Raw genomic sequence first — 18,281 nt, forward strand, 5'->3', positions numbered from 1 at the left:
AGTGAGGGTGCCTTCTAGTGCACCCTCACTGCTGCTGGTCAATCAGTTTCCGGAGGCACCTAGGTCAGCGGCCCACGGGTAATAGAGGTAGACGAAAGATGCTGGCACGCCAGTGACTCGCTCGTTCATGAATAGTCGAACTGCTGAGTCGACGATCGGGATCCACGGCAGATCTTCCATGACGATCGTTTGGATCTCGTTGACGAGTCCTGCTCGTTCGTCGTCGTCGGCTGTCGCTTCTGCCTCGTTGATGAGTGCGTTGACCTCGGAATTGTCGTAGCCGTTGAAGTTCTGCGAACCCTCCGGGCCAACAATGCCGCGAAGGAAAGCAAGTGGATCAGGAACATCCATGTAGTTCGCGGTCACGAAAGCATCGCTACCTTCACGAGCTTCGGGGTCAGAGAAGAAAGCACCGAACTGGGCGCTGGGTACTCCTACTGGCTCAACAGCGAGGCCGATCTCGCGCCCGCCATTGGCGATCTCGGAGATGATGTCGGCGTAGTAGCCACGCTCTGCGGGGTAGACGATACTGATTGTCTGATCGAGGTCCACTGTCGCACCCTCGAGCATCTTCTTAGCACCCTCGATGTCTACGTCGGCTGATCGCAGGTCGTCGCGTTCACTCGTGAATACGTCGTCGCCGTACGACCACCCGTTGTTCGGAACCAGTGACTTCGACGGTTGCGCAGTACCTTCATATACGGTGTCGGCGATTGCCTGGCGGTCGGTTGCCATCATGAGTGCTTGGCGTACTGCTGGATCAGCAAATGCACCGTTGCCGGTTCCGATGATCGCCATGACCTGCAGTGAACTACCGAGGTAGAGCGTGCCATTGCTGGCGCTCTCTAGGGTGGGCACTGAGCCAAGCGGCACGTCGTAAGAACCATCGATAGCACCGGTGCTCAATGCGCTCGAAATGGCTGCTGAATCAACAATGAAATTGATGTCGACTTGGGCGGCCTTGGCCATCTTGTCGGCGTTCCAGTAGTTGTCGTTGCGCATTAGCGAAATCGACTGACCCTGGTCCCAGTCGCCGATCGAGAAAGGACCGGTGCACATGACGAGGCCAGTCGGGTTGCCGTAATCTTCGCCGGCTTCCTCGCGCTGAGACTTCTGAACGATGTTGCCGATCGGCGACACTAGGTAGGAGTTGAAGGTGACATCAGGGTCCGTGAGTTTGACCGTAACTTCACGGTCTCCGGTCTTCTCGATCGACGCGATGTTGCCGACGACGTCACCAGCCCAGTAGCTTCCCTCTTCGGGATCCAAGTGACGGCTCAGGCTGTAGACAACGTCTTCTGCGGTGAGTGGATCGCCGTTCCAGAATTCGACGCCATCGCGGATCGTGTAGATGTAGGTGGTCGAATCTGGAGTTTCGACGCTCTCGGCCAGATTGGGCTCAATGGTGTAATCGGGCTGCAACTGCATGAGCCCTTCACACAGGTTGGCCACTACCGTGTTCTCTGGGTAGTTGAAGGCCTTGATCGGGTCCAGCGATGCTGGTTCACCGAACGGGAGGTTCCACGTTGCGAGATCTAGTTCGCCCACGGCGGGTGGCGTGGTGAATGCCAGCTCGTCAGAACCTGATCCATCTTGCTGTGCATCTGTGTCGGTCGCCACGCAGCCGGTGAGGGCAAGCGCGAGAACGACGGCGGAAGCTAGTGCGCTCTTCTTCATTGAAATGCTCCTATTGGTCATTTGGTGGAGGTGCGAGCACCATGACGTTGTTGTGACTGTAGCTAGCCAAAACGTTTTGGGCAAGCGCGTTTCATAGATTTCAAAACCCGTTACCAAGGGGTAACATTCGGGCATGCCCCGACAGAGTCGACACAGAGTCACAATTCATGAGGTTGCCAAGCACGCCGGTGTCTCTATCACAACGGTCTCCCACTCACTCAATGGGAAGGGGGTTGTTGCCGACGCAACGCGGCAGCGTGTTATCGCTGCCGCCAAAGAGATCGGCTATAGCGCCAATGCGATTGCTCGGGGATTGCGCGGTAATCCACTGGGCGTAATCGGTCTCGTCATCCGCCCACTCGAAGATCTCGACTCGTACCAGCCGGAGGGTGTGGACTATTTCATGCGCTTTGCTGGTGCCGCTGCAGTCGAAGCGCTTGACCACGGATTCGGCCTGATGCTTGTGCGCGACCCCACAGCGGGCGCCTTGCCCGGCATCGCCCTTGCGGTCGACGGGTTCATCATTTCTGATCCGGTTGCCAACGATCCCTTGATCGCGCTGCTGAATCGTAATGACATTCCTATAGTCACCGTGGGGCGGGACACTGAGCGGCCAGAATTCCGCGACTGGGTCGAAACTGGCACGTCGACCGACGGTCGGGCAGTTGTGAACGCGCTCGTTGACAGGGGCGCGAAGCGTATCGCCCTCGTTACCGGCACCGACTCGAATGCGTGGAATGCCGACAGCGATCTGGCCTACCGTCGATGGACGGCGGAGTTGGGATACGACGAATTGGTTTACCACCAAGATGAACGCTCGGGTGAAGCTGGCGGGCGCGCTGTGGCCGAAATCATGTTGGCCGCCGCACTGGCGGGTGAGCAGGATCTGCCTGACGCAATCTACTGTCTTACTGGGCGCCACGCGGCTGGCCTGCAGGAGCGCCTGCAAGAGGCGGGCTATCGCATCCCTGCGGATATCATGATTGTTGCTGGTTCAGATTCTGAGCAAACCAGAAACAGCACTCCGCCGATCACTTCTGTCGATCTTGTGCCCGAGGCCACCGCAAAGGCTGCCGTCGATTTTCTTCTCCGCAGGCTCGAGGGCGACACGGAAAGCCGTTCACCATTTGTTCAGAACGTGCTGCGATTTCGTGAATCGACGAACCGACCGTTGCTCTGAACGATCGGTCTTACGATTGCGTTACGCTACAAATTCCGCTCCCGCGGTGGCGCGTCAAGCCGGCGGTGTCTCCGGTGGCTGGGTTTGGTTGCGACGACTTTGCTACGGTTTTTGGTGCCCCATTTCACCGCCGGATCCACCACCATGGCGCGACCGTGGTCGGAGTACTCTTCGCGGAAGAATCCGGCTCGCCGTTCGCCCATCTCCATCCAGGCCCTCGTGCGCCGCACTCTTTGGTGGGGGTCTTGACCCGAGAACGGCCGTGACCCGCCACCGATGTCACCCAATGAGTGCAGGACGTAATCGTCTTCAGGGTGGTGATCTTTCGCCAAAGTTGTCGCCGTTTTGGCGTTGGGACGCTTCAGCAGCGGGGCAAGGGCGTTGCGACTGCCGAGCTCGATATATGCCCAACCGGTGAGTAAACGCTGGGTGACGGATTGACGCACAGTCCTGAGCTTCGCAATGAGTCCGCCGGGGCCCGAATGAGAAACGGTGAGCCCGCGCTCGCACAGCGCTACGGCGATACCGCGAATGTCTTTGAGTTTCATGGTTCCCGATTGCACGAAAAACGCAGGGGTGCTGGGATATACCTCAATCTCAAGGCTTTTGGCGGTGATCGTGCCGTTTATCTGATCGATGCTAGGCGAGGCTTCGCCAGCGAGCACAGCAGTTGGGTCGGCCGGCTTTGCGCGAGAGAACTCCAGATCCATATCGAGCCTGGTTGACGGGCTCATGGCTACGGGGCGAGCGGTTCGCTGCCGAAGCCCTCGCTGGTGTTGATCTTCAGAGTTTCGTTGAGCTTCCAAGTGGCACGCGGGGCATCCGGACCAACATCTCGGGGCGCCTCTATTGTCAGGTCGACAAAGCTATCGTCGGTGACAGCGCTCCTGCCAGTGAGATATGACCACATCCCTTTACCGAAATCGGTCGGGTCTTTGATGTTGTGAACGTCAGGGCCATCTGCGTGAAGATCGGTGGAAGGGTTCTCGATATCAGACATCAATTCTTCCATTTCACTCGCGTTCAGGAATCAGGCAGCCATCGTCTTTGTGCTTCGAATGTGCGGCGAGTATGCTCTCGCGCAGCAGTGCCATTAGTCGCCACCTAAACTGAGAACCTGTCTGCGCAGTGTTGAGAAATTCCGCCACACGCGACCAAAGATTGAGACCCGCATCAACGGGGCTGACGACCACGGCTGGCACGAAAAGCCACCAACACGAAAACGAGTACGTAATGACCCGACTTCACCCCGTCATACGCAGTGTCGGTGACGCCTCCCGCGGCGCCCTTATCGGTTTCGCCGAGATTGTTCCCGGAGTCAGTGGCGGCACGATCGCACTGCTCGTCGGCGTCTACGAGACGCTCATTGACGGTGCCGGACACCTTGCGCGCGGAGTGGCCCGCACGATCGGCGACGGCATCCGTGGCCGCGGACTATCCCTCGCTTCCGCACACTTTCATTCGGTGCGATGGAATGTCGTGTTGCCCATCGGTATCGGCATGCTTCTGGCAATCGTCGTGGGGGCAGCTCTGCTTGCACCGCTGCTTGAGGCATACCCGGCGGGCACACGCGCAGTCTTCGCCGGTCTCATTGCCGCCTCGCTCATCGTGCCAGCGCGCATGGTGGGTGGCCGGTGGACGCCGCAAGAAATACTGATTGGCCTTCTTGCGGCCGCCCTCACTTTTGCTCTCACTGGCTTGCCGCGTGCCGGCGAGGCCGAGCCGACGCTGCTCATTGTGGCGGTCGCGGCGGCTTTCGCGATTTGCGCGCTCGTACTCCCGGGAGTTTCGGGGTCGTACGTCTTACTGATCGTCGGCATGTATGCGCCAACTCTCGCTGCTGTCAACGACCGCAACTTCGCCTACCTCGGCACGTTCATTCTCGGCGCCATCGTCGGCTTGGGGCTCTTCGTCTCGGCACTGCAATGGCTGCTGCATAACCGGCGCCGCATCACCCTCGTCATCATGACGGGCCTCATGCTCGGCTCGCTTCGGGCGTTGTGGCCCTGGCAGACCGAGTCGGGCGCAATACTGCCGCCCGCTGACGACCTGGGGCCTGTACTGTTGCTCATCCTCGCGGGCGCTAGCGTCGTGCTGGGCATTATGGCCGCAGAAGCTGCCCTGATGAAGCGATGGATGCTCTCCCCCGAGATCATCGCCGACCCTGAGCCGCACGTGCCTGAGCCCGAGACGTCTGCGTCTGCGTCTGATGGTTCTGCGCAGTCAGACGCCGGGTCGATCGATGCCCGGGAGTAGATACTGACGCTTACCGAGCGTCTTCCGGGCTTGCTCCGCATTTGCGGAGCGTCTCGCATCGCGGTGGCTGCCGGCCTGCGTCGCCGGGGCTGCGCCGACTGGCGTAAACTAAGCCTCTTGATTAACGAGCCTGCCTGGCTCTCTCGACGGAGGTTCCGTGGCCGGAAATGCCAACACCCGCTTCGACAACGTCTCACTGTTGTCGGTCGCGAGTACATTACCCAGCCGGGTGACGACGTCCGCCGACATCGAAACGCGACTCGCGGCGGCGTTTTCGCGTCTTGATCTGCCCAGCGGGCTCCTGCAGCGGGTGGCTGGTGTGCTCGAACGCCGCAATTGGGGGCCCGGGGAATCATCCGACGATGCCACAGTGTCGGCAGGGCGACGCGCCCTGGCAGAGGCGGGCGTCGATCCGTCCGAGGTGGGGCTTCTCATTAACACCTCCGTCAGCCGAAAGCACTTGGAGCCGTCCGTAGCTGTGCGCCTGCATCACGGGCTCGACCTGCCCAGTTCTGCCGTCAACTTCGATGTCGCGAATGCGTGTCTCGGCTTCGTGAGTGGGATGAACCTCGCGGCGAGCATGATCGAATCGGGCCAAATCAGGTACGCCATCGTCGTCAATGGTGAGGATGCTGACGAGCTCCAGGTCAACACCATCGACCGATTGCTGAAGCAGGACTCCGATCGTGACGGGTTCATGAGTGAATTCGCGTCGCTCACACTCGGCTCTGGCTCGGCTGCTGCGGTCCTTGGCCGCACCGACGAACACCCCTCCGGGCATCCGATCCTTGGCGGGGTCACGCGGGCTGCGACACAGTTCCATGACCTCTGCGTCGGCAGCGTCGACGGCATGTTCACCGATGCGAAAGCACTCCTAAAAGGGGGCCTCGATCTGGTCGTCTCGGCGTGGAAAGAGGCATCCGTGGAATGGGATTGGTCATCGATGGATATGTATGTCACCCACCAGGTCTCGTCCGTGCACACGAATGCCATCATCAAGGCGGCGAAACTAGACCGCCATCGCGTCCCGACGACCTACCCCCGATTCGGCAATGTCGGACCCGCCTCCATTCCCATCACCCTTGTCGAAGCACAGGAGACCCTCAACAAGGGTGACCGTGTTCTCCTCATGGGCGTGGGCTCCGGTCTCAACACCGCAATGATGGAACTCGCGTGGTGACCACATGCTGAGGGTGGTCGTGTCGTGACTGGACGGGCCTCTCGTCCCCCGCTCGACCTGCCCGGACTCGATCAGCGCTTCAGTCGCATCACCGCTGTGCCCGGTGGCGGTGCGGATGAGGGGCTACGCCGCGAATGGCACTATCTCGACACTGGCGACGAACTGGGTCGCCTCGGCGTACCCATTCTGGGCACGATCCTTGCCGTCCACGGCAACCCGACCTGGTCATACCTCTGGCGCGACCTGATCACGCAATCGGTGCAGGCCGCGGAGTCCGGGTCGCCGGCCTGGCGTATCGTCGCCGTGGACCAGCTCGATATGGGCTACTCGGAGCGCTCCGGCATCCATCGTCCACTCGTGCAGCGGGTCGCGGATCTCGCGGCATTCACCGACGCACTCCCCCTTACTGGTCCCGTTATCTCGCTCGGTCACGACTGGGGCGGCGTCGTGTCACTCGGCTGGGCCGTTGACCACCCGTCGCAGCTTGCCGGGGTCATGCTGCTGAACACGGCCGTGCATCATCCGGAGGGTGTGCCGATCCCCGCGGCGCTGCGGCTTGCCGGCGCTAGGGGGATGCTCGCAGCATCCACCATTCATACCACCGCGTTCGTGGATACGACGCTTGCACTCGCCTCGCCCGCGCTCAACGCGGCAGTTAAGGATGCGTACCGTGCGCCGTACCGCTCGGGGGCCCGTCGCCAGGGGATTGGCGGCTTTGTCGCCGATATTCCGGTCGACTCGCACCACGAGAGCTTTAGCGAACTCGAGCGGATCGCCGCGGGTGTCGCGGAGCTCGACCTTCCGGCTCTCATGCTGTGGGGTCCGCGCGATCCGATCTTCGGCGACCGTTACCTCGACGACCTCATCGACCGACTACCCCAAGCCGATGTGCACCGGTTCGAGGGTGCGGGCCACCTCGTCGCCGAGGACGGCCCCTATGCCAACGCGGTGCTGGCGTGGCTCAGTGACAACGCCGATCGCCTGGCGAAATCTGCCTCGACCCCGCCACGCAAATCGATCTCGCAGGCGTCCTCAGAGCCGGAATATCCGCACTTCCGGCCGCTCTGGCACAGGCTCGACGAACGCCGCGACGACACCGCGACTGCCGTCATCGATATGTCAACGCGGGGACGAGGCGGCCCTCTACAGGTCAGCTGGCGGCAACTCAGTGACCGGGTGCGCCAGATTGCCTCCGGCCTCTCCGCCATCGGCGTGCACAAAGGTCAGCGGGTCTCCTTGCTCATCCCGCCGGGTCCAACCCTGACGGCCGTGGTCTACGCCTGCCTGCGAATCGGCGCTGTCGTGGTCGTCGCGGATGCAGGTTTGGGAGTCAAGGGACTCACCCGTGCGGTGCGCGGGTCGTGGCCCGACTTCGTCATCGGCGAGGTGCCCGGCCTCATCGCCGCGCGGGCGCTGGGCTGGCCGGGGGTGCGCATCTCCACCGCGCGACTGCCGAGGGTCTCGGCCGCGGCACTCCGCGTCTCCTACAGTCTCAAAGACGTCATCGCGATCGGCGCTGGCACATCCGTCCCGACGCCACCACGGTCCGAGGATGAGGCTGCGATCCTCTTCACCTCGGGGTCGACAGGACCTGCCAAGGGTGTCGTGTACCGCCACAGTCAACTCTCCGCCCTCCGCGACGTGCTCGCGAGTCACTTCGAAGTGACCGCCGACACCGGGCTCGTGACGGGGTTCGCGCCGTTTGCCCTGTTGGGTCCGGCGCTCGGCACGCGGTCGGTAACGCCCGATATGGATGTCTCTTCTCCGCGCACCCTCACCGCGAAAGCTGTCGCCGCCGCAGTGCGGGAATCCGGGGCCAGCATGGTGTTCCTCTCCCCCGCGGCAATTCTCAACGTCGTAGCGACAGCTGGTGATCTCACACAACGGGACCACGGCGAACTTGAGCGCGTGCGCACCTTCCTTTCCACCGGGGCGCCAATCGGCGCGGGACTGCTCGCCTCGGCGGGTGCACTCATGCCGAACGCGACCCCGCACTCGCCCTACGGCATGACGGAATGCCTCCTAGTGACTGACATCACGCTCGACGGGATCCGCTCCGCCGCCGGTGAAACCAACGCTGGCGTGTGCGTGGGTGCGCCGATCGGCGCGAACCGAGTGCACATCAGCGCACTCGATGTGGAGGGGGCAGCGGCGGGTGCACCGAGTTCTCAGCCCGGCGTTCTCGGGGAGATCGTGGTCTCGGCGCCGCATCTGAAGGATCACTATGACCGGCTGTGGCTGACAGATCGCGCCGCTACTCGTGAGACCGAATCCGACATGGATGCTCCGCTAGCGCGCTGGCATCGCACCGGCGACGTCGGCCACCTCGACCACCTCGGCCGCTTATGGGTCGAAGGCCGGCTGCCACACGTCATTGTGACAGCAACGGGTCCGATCGCGCCTGTCGGTGCGGAGCAGGACGTGGAGGGTGTCTCGGCCGTGCGCCGTGCCGCCGTCGTCGGCGTCGGCCCGCACCGGCTGCGACAGGCCGTCGCGGTCGTCGAAACGGTCCCGCCGACCAGCCGACCCGGGCTTGCGAGTCCGGAGCTGACGACGGCCGTGCGCGCGAGCACGGCGCTCCCGCTCGTCGCGGTGCTCGCCGTGCCCCAGCTTCCGACCGATATCCGCCACAACTCCAAGATCGACCGATCACGGTTATCCGAATGGGCCGAGCGTCTCCTCGCCGGTGGGAAGCCGACCGCACCGTGATCGTACTCGTCACCGGAGCTTCCGGGTTCCTCGGTGGTGCCGTCGCCGCCGAGCTGATCGCCGCCGGGCATGAGGTGCGCACTCTGCAACGACGACCGTCCGGGGTGGATGGCGCCACCGACATCCTCGGCTCAATCACCGATCCGGATCACGTCGCGCGCGCGATCGATGGCGCGGAGGGCGTCATCCACCTCGCGGCGAAGGTGTCGCTCGCCGGCGACGCGCGCGAGTTCCACTCTGTCAACGTCGAAGGGACGCGGTCAGTGCTCGGGGCAGCCGAAGCCGCGGGGGTATCCCGCCTGGTGTACGTGTCGTCACCGTCGGTCGCGCACGCAGGCTCCGCGCTGGCAGGTGTCGGCGCCGAACCTGCGTCGCCCGAGCGTGCACGCGGCGAATACGCGCGTACCAAGGCGAAGGCAGAGTTGCTTGCGCTCGCCCGCGATTCTGCCGCGATGCACGTCATCGCCATCCGTCCACACATCGTCTGGGGTCCGGGTGACACCCAGCTCATCGGCCGAATCGTCGACCGAGCTCGCCGTGGACGTCTGCCCCTGCTCAATGGTGGCACCGCTCTCATCGATACGACCTACATCGACAACGCAGCATCCGGAATCGTCGCAGCGCTGCACCGCGCCGACGTCGCGCACGGCAAAGCCTACGTTCTGACAAATGGTGAGCCGCGCCCGGTCGGCGACATACTGGCGGCCATCTGCCTCGCGGCTGGCGTGCGGCCTCCGCGATGGAGCATCCCTGCCGGACTCGGGCGCACCGTGGGCACCGTAGTCGAACGGGTATGGGCCGTGCGTCCTGGGGCCGACGAGCCGCCCATGACACGCTTTCTTGCCGAGCAGCTCTCCACGGCGCACTGGTTCGATCAACGTGACATACGCTTAGCGTTGGATTGGTCGCCCGCGGTGAGCATTGACGAGGGGCTACGCCGACTCGGCGCAAGCTACTGGCACAACCATGACACGAATCTGTTGCGCGAACAGTGACACTCGCCTGGCCCGTACGCCGGCTGCCGAGGCGGGCATGCTCGGGGTGTTGAGGCGGTAGGCGTTGGAGGTCGACACGCTGGCGAGCTGTGCAACGACCCTCACACTCATCGCGGTGCCGACTCACGAGCGCAGCTTCGAGATATCGCGACGCACTCGCGAGTCAGTCAGTGACGTTCACTGGGTGTCTTGCCCTGCCGGGCACGACTTGGGTAAACAAACCGATTGAAACCGTGACCGCCCAACTGAAGAAGCCACAACCGACGTCGTCCTAGCTGAGTAAATTCCCGCTAGGCTCAAGCACTTTGGTATTCCGTCGCCCGGCTCAGGCGTTAATGATGACCTTGAGCGCCTTCGTCTCCGCAGCCCGCTCGAACACGTCGTAGGCCTCGAGGATGTCCTCGAGCGCGAAGGTGTGGCTGATGAAGTTCTCGGCCACGATTTTCTTCTGCGCAACGAGCTTGAGCAGGATTCCGAGGGTGTTTGTGTTGACCAGGCCCATGCTGATGTTGATGTTCGAGATCCAGAGGTCCTGCAGCGGGAGATCGACGCTCTTGCCGTGCACCCCCATATTGGCGACATGCCCGGCGGGTCGAACGATGTCGAGGCACATCGTGAAGGTCTGCGGTATTCCGACTGCCTCAATTGCGACGTCGACTCCGAGCCCGTCCGTGAGTGCGATCACCTGCTCCTTCCAGTCCGCGTCGCTGGAAACGATGGTGTCGGTGGCGCCGAATTTTCTGGCCTGCTCGACGCGGTTGGCGTCGAGGTCGATGGCGATAACGCGGGAGGGGCCGTAAAGGCCTGCGGTTGCGATGGCTGCGAGGCCGACGGGGCCGACCCCGACAACGGCGACGACGTCGCCGGCCTTGACGTGGCCGTACTGGATGCCGATCTCGTGGCCCGTCGGAAGGATGTCCGAGAGCACGGTTCCCTGCTGCGGGGTCACCCCGGGCGGCAGCAGATACAGCGAGGTTTCGGCGAACGGCACCCGCACGAACTCTGCCTGGGTTCCGTCGATGAGGTGTCCGAAGATCCAGCCGATGCCGGATGCGCCCTCGTCGGCGAGGCAGTGCGAGTAGACCCCCTTCTTGCAGAAGTCGCAATGCCCGCAGGCCGAGACACAGGAGATGATCACCTGGTCGCCCACTTTGAGGCTCGAGACGGCACTGCCGACCTCGGTGATGGTGCCGACTCCCTCGTGTCCGAGGATGCGCCCCACCTCGACGGCCGGAACATCCCCCTTGAGAATGTGCAGATCGGTGCCACAAATGGTGGTTGTATCGATCTTCACGATGACGTCGGTCGCAGTGATAATAGTGGGCTCTGGAACCTCTTTCCATTCCTTGAGCCCAGGGCCCTGATAGACGAGTGCCTTCATGATCTTCCTCTCCTGAGTGTGACGCATCCTCGAAATTTCGAAGATACCCTTCTTCCATGGTACCGCGGACCCGTTCTTGGCTACTGGCTGAGTTGTGGTCGCGAGAGGTCCGTGGTCGCTCAAGCTCTTGACACTGGCCCGCTGCGGGGAGCCGCTAAACGCCAGGATGTCCCGTGGTGGCAGGTGCTCGGATGGCATGACGATGGGGTGACTCCGCTCCCGGCTTGGTTTCCTGACGAGATGGACCTTGCCGGTCAGGAGAATCTCGGCGATGACCATGTTGCGCGCTACGACGCCACAATAGATGCGCATGCGGCGGCCGAGGTCGAGGTGCTCATCGCTTACGGCTCGATAAGCATTTCGGTCGTCGCAGAGTTCGGTGCGGGTACGGGTGCGGATACGAGCCAGTTCACGCTTGAAGCTGCGCATGTCTGCACTCGAGTGATCGCGGTGGACGTGTCGCCGCCGATACTGCGGCACCTCCAGCGGAAGGTGACCGACCGTGGGCTCGTGAAATGGAGGATGGATGTCGCAGCCGTCTAACCCGAGTCTCGCCAGGCCGGACACGTTCAGCAGTCGACGATGACTGCCCTCTCAGCGCACGTCGACCGCTGGTTATGGGTCCGTCAGGGTGTTCAAAACTGGCTCTGCCGCAACTGCAGCCACACGTTCCGGCCACATCCGCGTTAACGGTGACCGCGCGAACGTCGCGATATGGAGAAGCTACGGGGCCGGTTACCTGACGAGCTCGACTGACCTCCCAGCAATCCGGGTTATCGTCGGATAATGGGTAGAATTTCAGACTCCTGGCGATCGCACCTTCTGACGACATTCTCCGGCGAAAGTTCTGGGCGCCCTCCGTGGGTCAGTCGTATCGAACAGGGTGACGACGTCGGTTTCTTCGGCCCGGATTCCGCTTCCTGGGCGGTGCACGGTGGTATGGGAACGCTCGTTGCCGGAATCAGGGCACTGCTCATGCAGACGCTGCATCCCGGAGCGATGGCCGGCGTGCACGACTGGTCGAGGTATAAGGAAGATCCGCTGGGACGACTTTCTGGCACCATCCAGTGGCTCATCACGGTCACGTTCGCTGGCACCGAGCAGGCGAGACTCGAGTCATCCCGCGTCGGCAAATACCACAACAGGGTCGCGGGAACCTACATAGACGCCCAAGGTGTCGAGCGCCCGTACACCGCAGGCGACCCTGAACTGCTTTCCTGGGTGCACGCCGTCTTCACCGACGCGTTCCTCGGCTGCCACGAGCTGTGGGGGCCACCCATCCCGGGCGGTGCCGACCAGTACGTGAGTGAGTGGGCGACGGCCGGCGAACTCGTGGGGGTGCAACATCCGCCACGGTCGCGCGCTGAGTTGAAAGCTCAGATCGATGGATTCCGCCCCGTGCTCAAAAGCGACGATCGCGTTCTCGAAGCCGTGCGATTCATTCGGAATCCGCCCCTCCATCGCTCGATGCTGCCCGCGTACAGGGTGCTGTTTGCGGGAGCTGTCGCGTCGTTGCCCGAAGAACACCGCAAACTGCTCGGCCTTCGTCGATCACGCCTTCCCGTGATTTGGGCGACGGGCGTCGTGCTGCGTTCTGTTGGACGAATTCTTGGTAGGTCATCCACGAGCGAAGATGCGGCCCGCGCGCGACTTGCCCGCATCGAGCGTGAGCGGCATTCGGTCTGAACAACAGGCTACGGGCGTGACCTGACACCGCTGGCGGGGTACGCTCGGGGGACGAGCCATTCGGCTCACAGGAGGATGACGTCATGGCCGATAAATCACCGAAGAAAAGCGCAGCCAAGACTGTAGCCAGCAAGTCTCTCAAAGAGAAGCGTGCTGACAAGAAAGATAAGGCCGCCAACAAGCGCAAGGACTAACGAAGCGAGGTGTTCTACCGCGCACCCGTATCGGTCAGATTTGACATCGGACCTGTCGGCAGCGCGATCCATCCTTCGGATCGTGCACGATCCATTTGGGAAGCAGACGGGGCCTCGTAGTGGCCGAGGGCAGCGTTACGAGCTGCCATCGCTGCCACCACCGCGTCGAAGGCATCGCCGGAAGAGATCATCAGAGGTGCAAACAGTGCGAAGTCTAACCAGGGTGCCTCGTCTTGGATTGACCTGAGCAACGTCGCCCGCGCTTCCGGACAGGTGCGGTATCCGGTTGTGTCGAATCCCCAGAGTCGAAGGGTGGCACCCGGATACACCTCTACGACGGTTCCGGATCCGGCTCGGTCGACGGGGACTCCGCTCGCTTGGATTCTTGCAAGAAGACCAGCACACCTCATTGCCGTGAGACCTAGACGATCTGTTGAAACGCTGAGCGGCCACCTTTTCGTGCGCTCCCGAACGAACCGATCTGTCTCTCGGAAGGCGAGGCGCCGACGCCAGTCCATCCCGCCGTCGACATCCCGCTGAGTCGACTCGAAGTCTGAGTGCTGAACAACGAACTCCACGAACTCGACCGGCCAACCGAGCGCGCAATCGATGCCGATCTTGTCAACCTGATTCGCGACCTCAACGATGACGCCGTCCGCGACGCCGACCTGCAGGTCGACTAGTCGTGCATGGCCCGCGTTCCAGTCAACGACGGCAAGGGCGGTGCCTTTGGGCTCCGCCGCTAGGTCAACTCCCGCAGTCAGCACACGGCAACCCTACGTCTAATCATTTGAACCTCGATCATTCGGATAATATTGGACGATGACCGGACCTGAAGGTGCTTTAGGGGCCGTGCTGGAAACAATGTCTTGGGTGGGACTCGTCCCCGGGATTCCGTTGCTCATTGTGGGCTGGATCTTGGCTAAGCGCCGTTGCAAGTGGACCAAGACCACCGCTGAGGTCTTCGAAGCAGGCGGATTTCAAGGCTTTCGCTGGTCCGACAGCGACGATAGCCAGCATGTGACACTCAACGACCCCGCAGATGTTCCAATCATGGATGTAGGAGCTCAAGTCGACCTCTATTACGACCAATGTCATCCTTCCCGTTGGCGCCTTGCGCCGCCCGTTCGTGGAAACCCCCCTCTGTTAATCGGCTGGGTGTTCACGGGCACCGGGATAGTGAGCACCGTTACGGGATTTATGCTGATGATTTTCTGGCCCACCTAGACACCATTTCGCAGACGCCCGGGCCAGCCCGGGTCCTAGTCGCGTCGCCAAGGAACGGGGTTTGGGAAAAGCGGTTCAGGAAATCACGCTAAGAAGTTGCGCTGCGACCAACCCCAGAGAGCGTTGCGAACTTATGATCACCACCTGTTTGCCTGGTGCATCGTGCTGTAATTTCTCCCAGTCACTTCGCCATAACACTCGGCATTCTTGGCTGCCGTCAGAACGTCTGCCCGACTACATCGTTGACCCCAGCGGCGTAGAGGGGTTGCAGTCGCGGTCGACTCGACGGCACTACGGGTCTCGCAGAAGTGAGCCGTTGTCAGCCGAAAGCGTGCGCTAATTTTCGTGCCCTAGGACGACGTGGACAGGTCATCGATCATTACGGATACGACGAAACAGAGGTAAAGCAAACCACATCCAAATAATCAGAATCGCGATTCCGCCGCTCACCAGAATCGAGGTGATGGTTCCGAAGAGCATATCGGTCACCAGAAAGACCACCGCGCTGAGCGCAATGCTCAGCAGTATCAAGGCGGTCACCATCTGACGAATCGCGGTTTTTAGCAACCGACCTTTGCTATATGGCTTGCCCCGGACTTGGTGATAGGCGCCTTCACTGAGTAAAAATACGACGGCCACCGCGGTGGAGAGAAATGCGACGAAGTAAACGTCTTCTTGGAGTTGCGAGAGATCAGAGAACACTGACGTGAAAGGTAGTCCGAGGAGGAATGCGAGAAGCACGGTCACGCCGGGTATCACCATACGTAATTCTGAGGTGAGCTCATCCAGTTCGCGATGAAGAGTTTTCTGGTCACGTTGTCGCGGGTCCTCGTGGTGCTGCTCTGGACTCTCCTGCTGCATAGTGTTCTGTTTACCATAATTTTGTTGATCGACCTATGAACGTACCTGATCGCACGAATCGTGCCCGGTCGCCATCAAATATAAAATTTGACATAGTCAGTTCCTCCGACTCAAGGCGGCTCTCACTTGAGCAGGCCTGGCTGCGAGTCCCGCCCGAATGTTGTCGCAGGGAAGCGAGAAGTATGGCGCCACGCGGAACTCGCTAGTCGGTTCGCCGGGGTGTGTCGTCATTTTCGGAGCAGACCGTTCGGCCAAGTCGGGCTTGCCGGATGATCGTTTACTTGAATACCTGACATGTGCTCCCCCATCACTGAGGTCGACCACCCAGCGTTGTTTCCCGTGATCTCAACTACGCATTTCGCACCAATGCGCTAAACCGTTCTCACACTGCTGGCCTGGTGGAGAGTTCACAGTGTTGGGCAAACATTGGACTTCCAAGCTAGGCATGAAAACCTAAAGAAAAAAGCCTAGGACTTCGTGAGAAATCCGGGGCACATTGTCGGGCTGACAAGATTTGAACTTGCGACCCCTTGTCTCAGAATCTTGGGGTCTCTCGTTTACCGAACAGTGCCGAAAGCTTCGGAAACATGCGGATTTTGAGGTATTTGGGAAGGGCGCGAGGTCTGAGGTGTATCGACTATTTCAGGGCAATTCGGCGTCACAGTGTTGGGTAAGTGTTGGCTGAACCAGCGATGCTGAGTTGCTTCCGAACGCGGATCAGCATATGCGAGTTACAGTGACGTCTGAAGCGCCCCGAGTTTGTTGGAAGCTCCTGACCCCGAAAGCGAGGATGGGTTTCTGTGCGGAGAACAAGCAATGGGGAATCCGACGACGCATCGGTATTCGCCGGAAGCGTCAGCGTCAGCGTCAGCGTCAGCGTCAGCGTCAGCGTCAGCGTCAGCGTCAGCGTCAGCGTCCAGGTGATACGGGCGTCGCGGAAAGAGCTGGGGATCGAGCACGGGATGGTGAAGCGGGTCGCGACGCAGCTCGGCTTCGGGGTTGAGTCCGTAGGGATGTGTAGTTCTTGAGTTCGTTCAGGAGGGACCTGGGGTGTTCCGGGTCATCGTGAAAGTAAGAGCAGTAGCACCCACCCCAAACTCCGTTGTGCTTCTGCGGGAGCGCCCGCCACGCAGGGAAGGTCTCGCGAGTGAGCGGCCTGATCACGTGTGAAGTCGTCACGCCCATCTCCCCCGCTTCACGCGTTGGTCCTCGCGGCGATGTTTACGCCGTGGTTGTTGGGCGGGGCGGGCGACCACCAGGCAGCAGTGGGCGAATCGTCGGCGAGTCTCTCTCCCGCGGCGAACGCCCTGATCGAGCCCACATCTTTGTAGTCGCGTCCGTCGTTGGGCAAAACACTTGGCCCCTGAGGACGCCCCGAACGCGCGATTCGCAACACACAATGCAGTCGAGGACGATGATTGCGCCGCCGGGCTACCGGTAACGAGCCAGGAATCTCCGGTTAGTTCTCACCCTGAGCTCGCGTGTAGCCGGGCACCCCGTCGAGCATTTCGAGCTTCTCGACGTGCATCCAGCGGTAGATTTTACTGATGTTTTTGAGCAGACCGAGAACCGATGTCGGGGTCCATCCGGCTTGATCGGAAATGACGAATCGGCACCTGAAGTGATCGACACAGCCCGTGGAACCCCCCGTGCTTGGCCACACGACGGTGCCGCGATTCGAGATCATCTTGAGCGAGTAGGGCGTGCCGGGGAGGCACCGCGCGAGCTGCTCTGCAACTCGGCCGGGGCTGTCCATGGATTCGATGAAGACGTCGACACCGACGGTTGAGCGTGATCCAAGTTCAGAGCGAGTCTGTTCGCGCGTGATCACCGGAAGGCTCAACGCGCGATGCGTCCGCGAGGGCACACTGGACCGCTGCCCGAGCCGGGACTCGACGGCATCGGTGAACTCGGCGGTGCCGACGGGCGTGCCCACCTTCACATCCTGGGTGTGGATGCCGTCTTCCAGCGTACGGAGGACAGCTTGCTCCAAATTCTCGGCCGCCTCAAATTGCTCGAGGTGGCGCAGCAGCATCACGGAGGACAGGATCATGGCGCTTGGATTGGCGATATCCTTTCCTGCGTACTTGGGCGCGGAGCCGTGCACCGCCTCGAAGATCGCAACTTCGTTGCCGAGATTTGCCGACGGGGCGAAGCCGAGACCTCCCACTAGCGCGCTCGTGAGATCGCTGAGGATATCACCGTTCATGTTGGTCGTGACGATAACCTCGAACTGTTCGGGTGCCTTGACCAACTGATGTGCACAGTTGTCAACAATAATGTGCCAGGTCTCAAGGTCGGGGTACTTCTCGGCAGCGGAAGCGAACTCGCGCTGCAGCATCCCCTCGGTCATCTTCATGATATTGGCTTTGGTTGCCACCGCTACATTGGTGCGCCCTTGGGCAACCGCGAGTGCAAGCGCCGTCGACGCGATGCGCTGGCACCCCATCCGGGAGATGAGCTTGAGACACTGCGCAACATCCGGAGTCTGCATGTGCTCGATGCCCGCGTACAGGTCTTCGACGTTCTCGCGAACAACAACCAGGTCAATGCCACGACCAGAGTATGGCGTCGGCACGCCGGGAAGTTCCCGCACGGGCCGGATGTTCGCAAAAGTCTCAAAGAGCTTGCGCAACGTGACGTTCGCGCTCTTCTCGCCGAACCCAACCGGAGTCTCTAGCGGCCCCTTGAGAGCCGTGCGAGTGCGGGCAACCGAGGCAATAGTGGCCTCCGGAACGCCGCTAAGAACTCCGGCCCGAAAAACTTCTGCGCCGGCGTCCGCATGCTCCCAGGCAATGCGACCACCGGCCGCATCAACGAGCCGCACGGCGGCGGCAACAACTTCGGGCCCGATGCCGTCACCGGAGATCACAGTGACGGGAGACGGGGCGATTGCAGTGAATGATTGACTGGTCATAAGTAGAAGAATACCGGA

At 61.5% G+C, this 18,281-nt stretch carries 15 protein-coding genes and 1 pseudogene; 9 read left to right on the forward strand and 7 right to left on the reverse strand.

Annotated features, from left to right (window positions below; translation table 11 throughout):
• Window positions 1-42: 42 nt before the first annotated feature.
• The gene (locus tag FB472_RS01700; protein WP_141989387.1) at window positions 43-1,677 is read right to left on the reverse strand and encodes an ABC transporter substrate-binding protein; all 1,635 of its coding nucleotides are present in this window, start codon (window positions 1,675-1,677) and stop codon (window positions 43-45) included.
• A 133-nt stretch (window positions 1,678-1,810) separates the two neighbouring features.
• Here FB472_RS01700 and FB472_RS01705 point away from each other — a divergent pair, with 133 nt between their 5' ends.
• Window positions 1,811-2,857, forward strand: a complete 1,047-nt coding sequence (locus tag FB472_RS01705; protein WP_141989388.1) for a LacI family DNA-binding transcriptional regulator — start codon at window positions 1,811-1,813, stop codon at window positions 2,855-2,857.
• Window positions 2,858-2,883: 26 nt separating this feature from the next.
• Here the strand turns inward: FB472_RS01705 and FB472_RS01710 are convergent, their stop codons facing one another.
• Window positions 2,884-3,591, reverse strand: a complete 708-nt coding sequence (locus tag FB472_RS01710) for a hypothetical protein (protein WP_141989389.1) — start codon at window positions 3,589-3,591, stop codon at window positions 2,884-2,886.
• Window positions 3,592-3,593: 2 nt separating this feature from the next.
• On the reverse strand, window positions 3,594-3,857 hold the full coding sequence (locus FB472_RS01715; protein ID WP_141989390.1) for a hypothetical protein: 264 nt from the start codon (window positions 3,855-3,857) through the stop codon (window positions 3,594-3,596).
• A 233-nt stretch (window positions 3,858-4,090) separates the two neighbouring features.
• Between FB472_RS01715 and FB472_RS01720 the strand changes: the two genes are divergently transcribed.
• The 4 genes from FB472_RS01720 to FB472_RS01735 all read left to right on the forward strand — a co-directional run bounded on the left by FB472_RS01720 (window position 4,091) and on the right by FB472_RS01735 (window position 9,997).
• A complete protein-coding gene (locus FB472_RS01720) occupies window positions 4,091-5,113 on the forward strand; it encodes a DUF368 domain-containing protein (protein ID WP_141989391.1) in 1,023 nt (340 codons plus the stop codon).
• A gap of 157 nt (window positions 5,114-5,270) precedes the next feature.
• Window positions 5,271-6,293, forward strand: coding sequence for a 3-oxoacyl-ACP synthase III (locus FB472_RS01725; RefSeq protein ID WP_141989392.1), 1,023 nt, complete (start codon window positions 5,271-5,273; stop codon window positions 6,291-6,293).
• Between the two features lie 24 nt (window positions 6,294-6,317).
• Window positions 6,318-9,002, forward strand: a complete 2,685-nt coding sequence (locus FB472_RS01730; protein ID WP_141989393.1) for an alpha/beta fold hydrolase — start codon at window positions 6,318-6,320, stop codon at window positions 9,000-9,002.
• Window positions 8,999-9,997: an NAD-dependent epimerase/dehydratase family protein gene (locus FB472_RS01735; RefSeq protein WP_141991412.1), complete on the forward strand. Its 999-nt coding sequence runs from the start codon at window positions 8,999-9,001 to the stop codon at window positions 9,995-9,997. The genes FB472_RS01730 and FB472_RS01735 overlap by 4 nt, the downstream gene beginning before the upstream one ends.
• A gap of 325 nt (window positions 9,998-10,322) precedes the next feature.
• On the opposite strand, the gene FB472_RS01740 is transcribed toward FB472_RS01735, so the two are convergent.
• Complete coding sequence (locus FB472_RS01740; protein WP_141989394.1) at window positions 10,323-11,378, reverse strand: zinc-dependent alcohol dehydrogenase family protein; 1,056 nt, start codon at window positions 11,376-11,378, stop codon at window positions 10,323-10,325.
• 111 nt (window positions 11,379-11,489) lie between these two features.
• Between FB472_RS01740 and FB472_RS01745 the strand changes: the two genes are divergently transcribed.
• Complete coding sequence (locus FB472_RS01745) at window positions 11,490-11,921, forward strand: class I SAM-dependent methyltransferase (RefSeq protein ID WP_141989395.1); 432 nt, start codon at window positions 11,490-11,492, stop codon at window positions 11,919-11,921.
• A 243-nt stretch (window positions 11,922-12,164) separates the two neighbouring features.
• Entirely contained in the window at window positions 12,165-13,064 is a 900-nt protein-coding gene (locus FB472_RS01755) for an oxygenase MpaB family protein (RefSeq protein ID WP_141989396.1), read from the forward strand.
• A gap of 208 nt (window positions 13,065-13,272) precedes the next feature.
• On the opposite strand, the gene FB472_RS01760 is transcribed toward FB472_RS01755, so the two are convergent.
• Entirely contained in the window at window positions 13,273-14,025 is a 753-nt protein-coding gene (locus FB472_RS01760; RefSeq protein WP_141989397.1) for a DUF429 domain-containing protein, read from the reverse strand.
• 55 nt (window positions 14,026-14,080) lie between these two features.
• Here FB472_RS01760 and FB472_RS01765 point away from each other — a divergent pair, with 55 nt between their 5' ends.
• Window positions 14,081-14,485, forward strand: coding sequence for a hypothetical protein (locus FB472_RS01765; protein WP_141989398.1), 405 nt, complete (start codon window positions 14,081-14,083; stop codon window positions 14,483-14,485).
• A gap of 369 nt (window positions 14,486-14,854) precedes the next feature.
• On the opposite strand, the gene FB472_RS01770 is transcribed toward FB472_RS01765, so the two are convergent.
• Entirely contained in the window at window positions 14,855-15,346 is a 492-nt protein-coding gene (locus FB472_RS01770) for a DUF6328 family protein (RefSeq protein WP_141989399.1), read from the reverse strand.
• An 816-nt stretch (window positions 15,347-16,162) separates the two neighbouring features.
• Here FB472_RS01770 and FB472_RS01775 point away from each other — a divergent pair.
• Window positions 16,163-16,362, forward strand: a pseudogene (locus FB472_RS01775) (hypothetical protein); the annotation flags it as partial.
• A gap of 443 nt (window positions 16,363-16,805) precedes the next feature.
• Here FB472_RS01775 and FB472_RS01785 read toward each other — a convergent pair.
• Window positions 16,806-18,263, reverse strand: a complete 1,458-nt coding sequence (locus FB472_RS01785; protein WP_215730365.1) for an NADP-dependent isocitrate dehydrogenase — start codon at window positions 18,261-18,263, stop codon at window positions 16,806-16,808.
• Between the last annotated feature and the right edge of the window lie 18 nt (window positions 18,264-18,281).

It is taken from the genome of Rhodoglobus vestalii (genome assembly GCF_006788895.1).
In the GTDB taxonomy this organism is placed as follows: domain Bacteria; phylum Actinomycetota; class Actinomycetes; order Actinomycetales; family Microbacteriaceae; genus Rhodoglobus; species Rhodoglobus vestalii.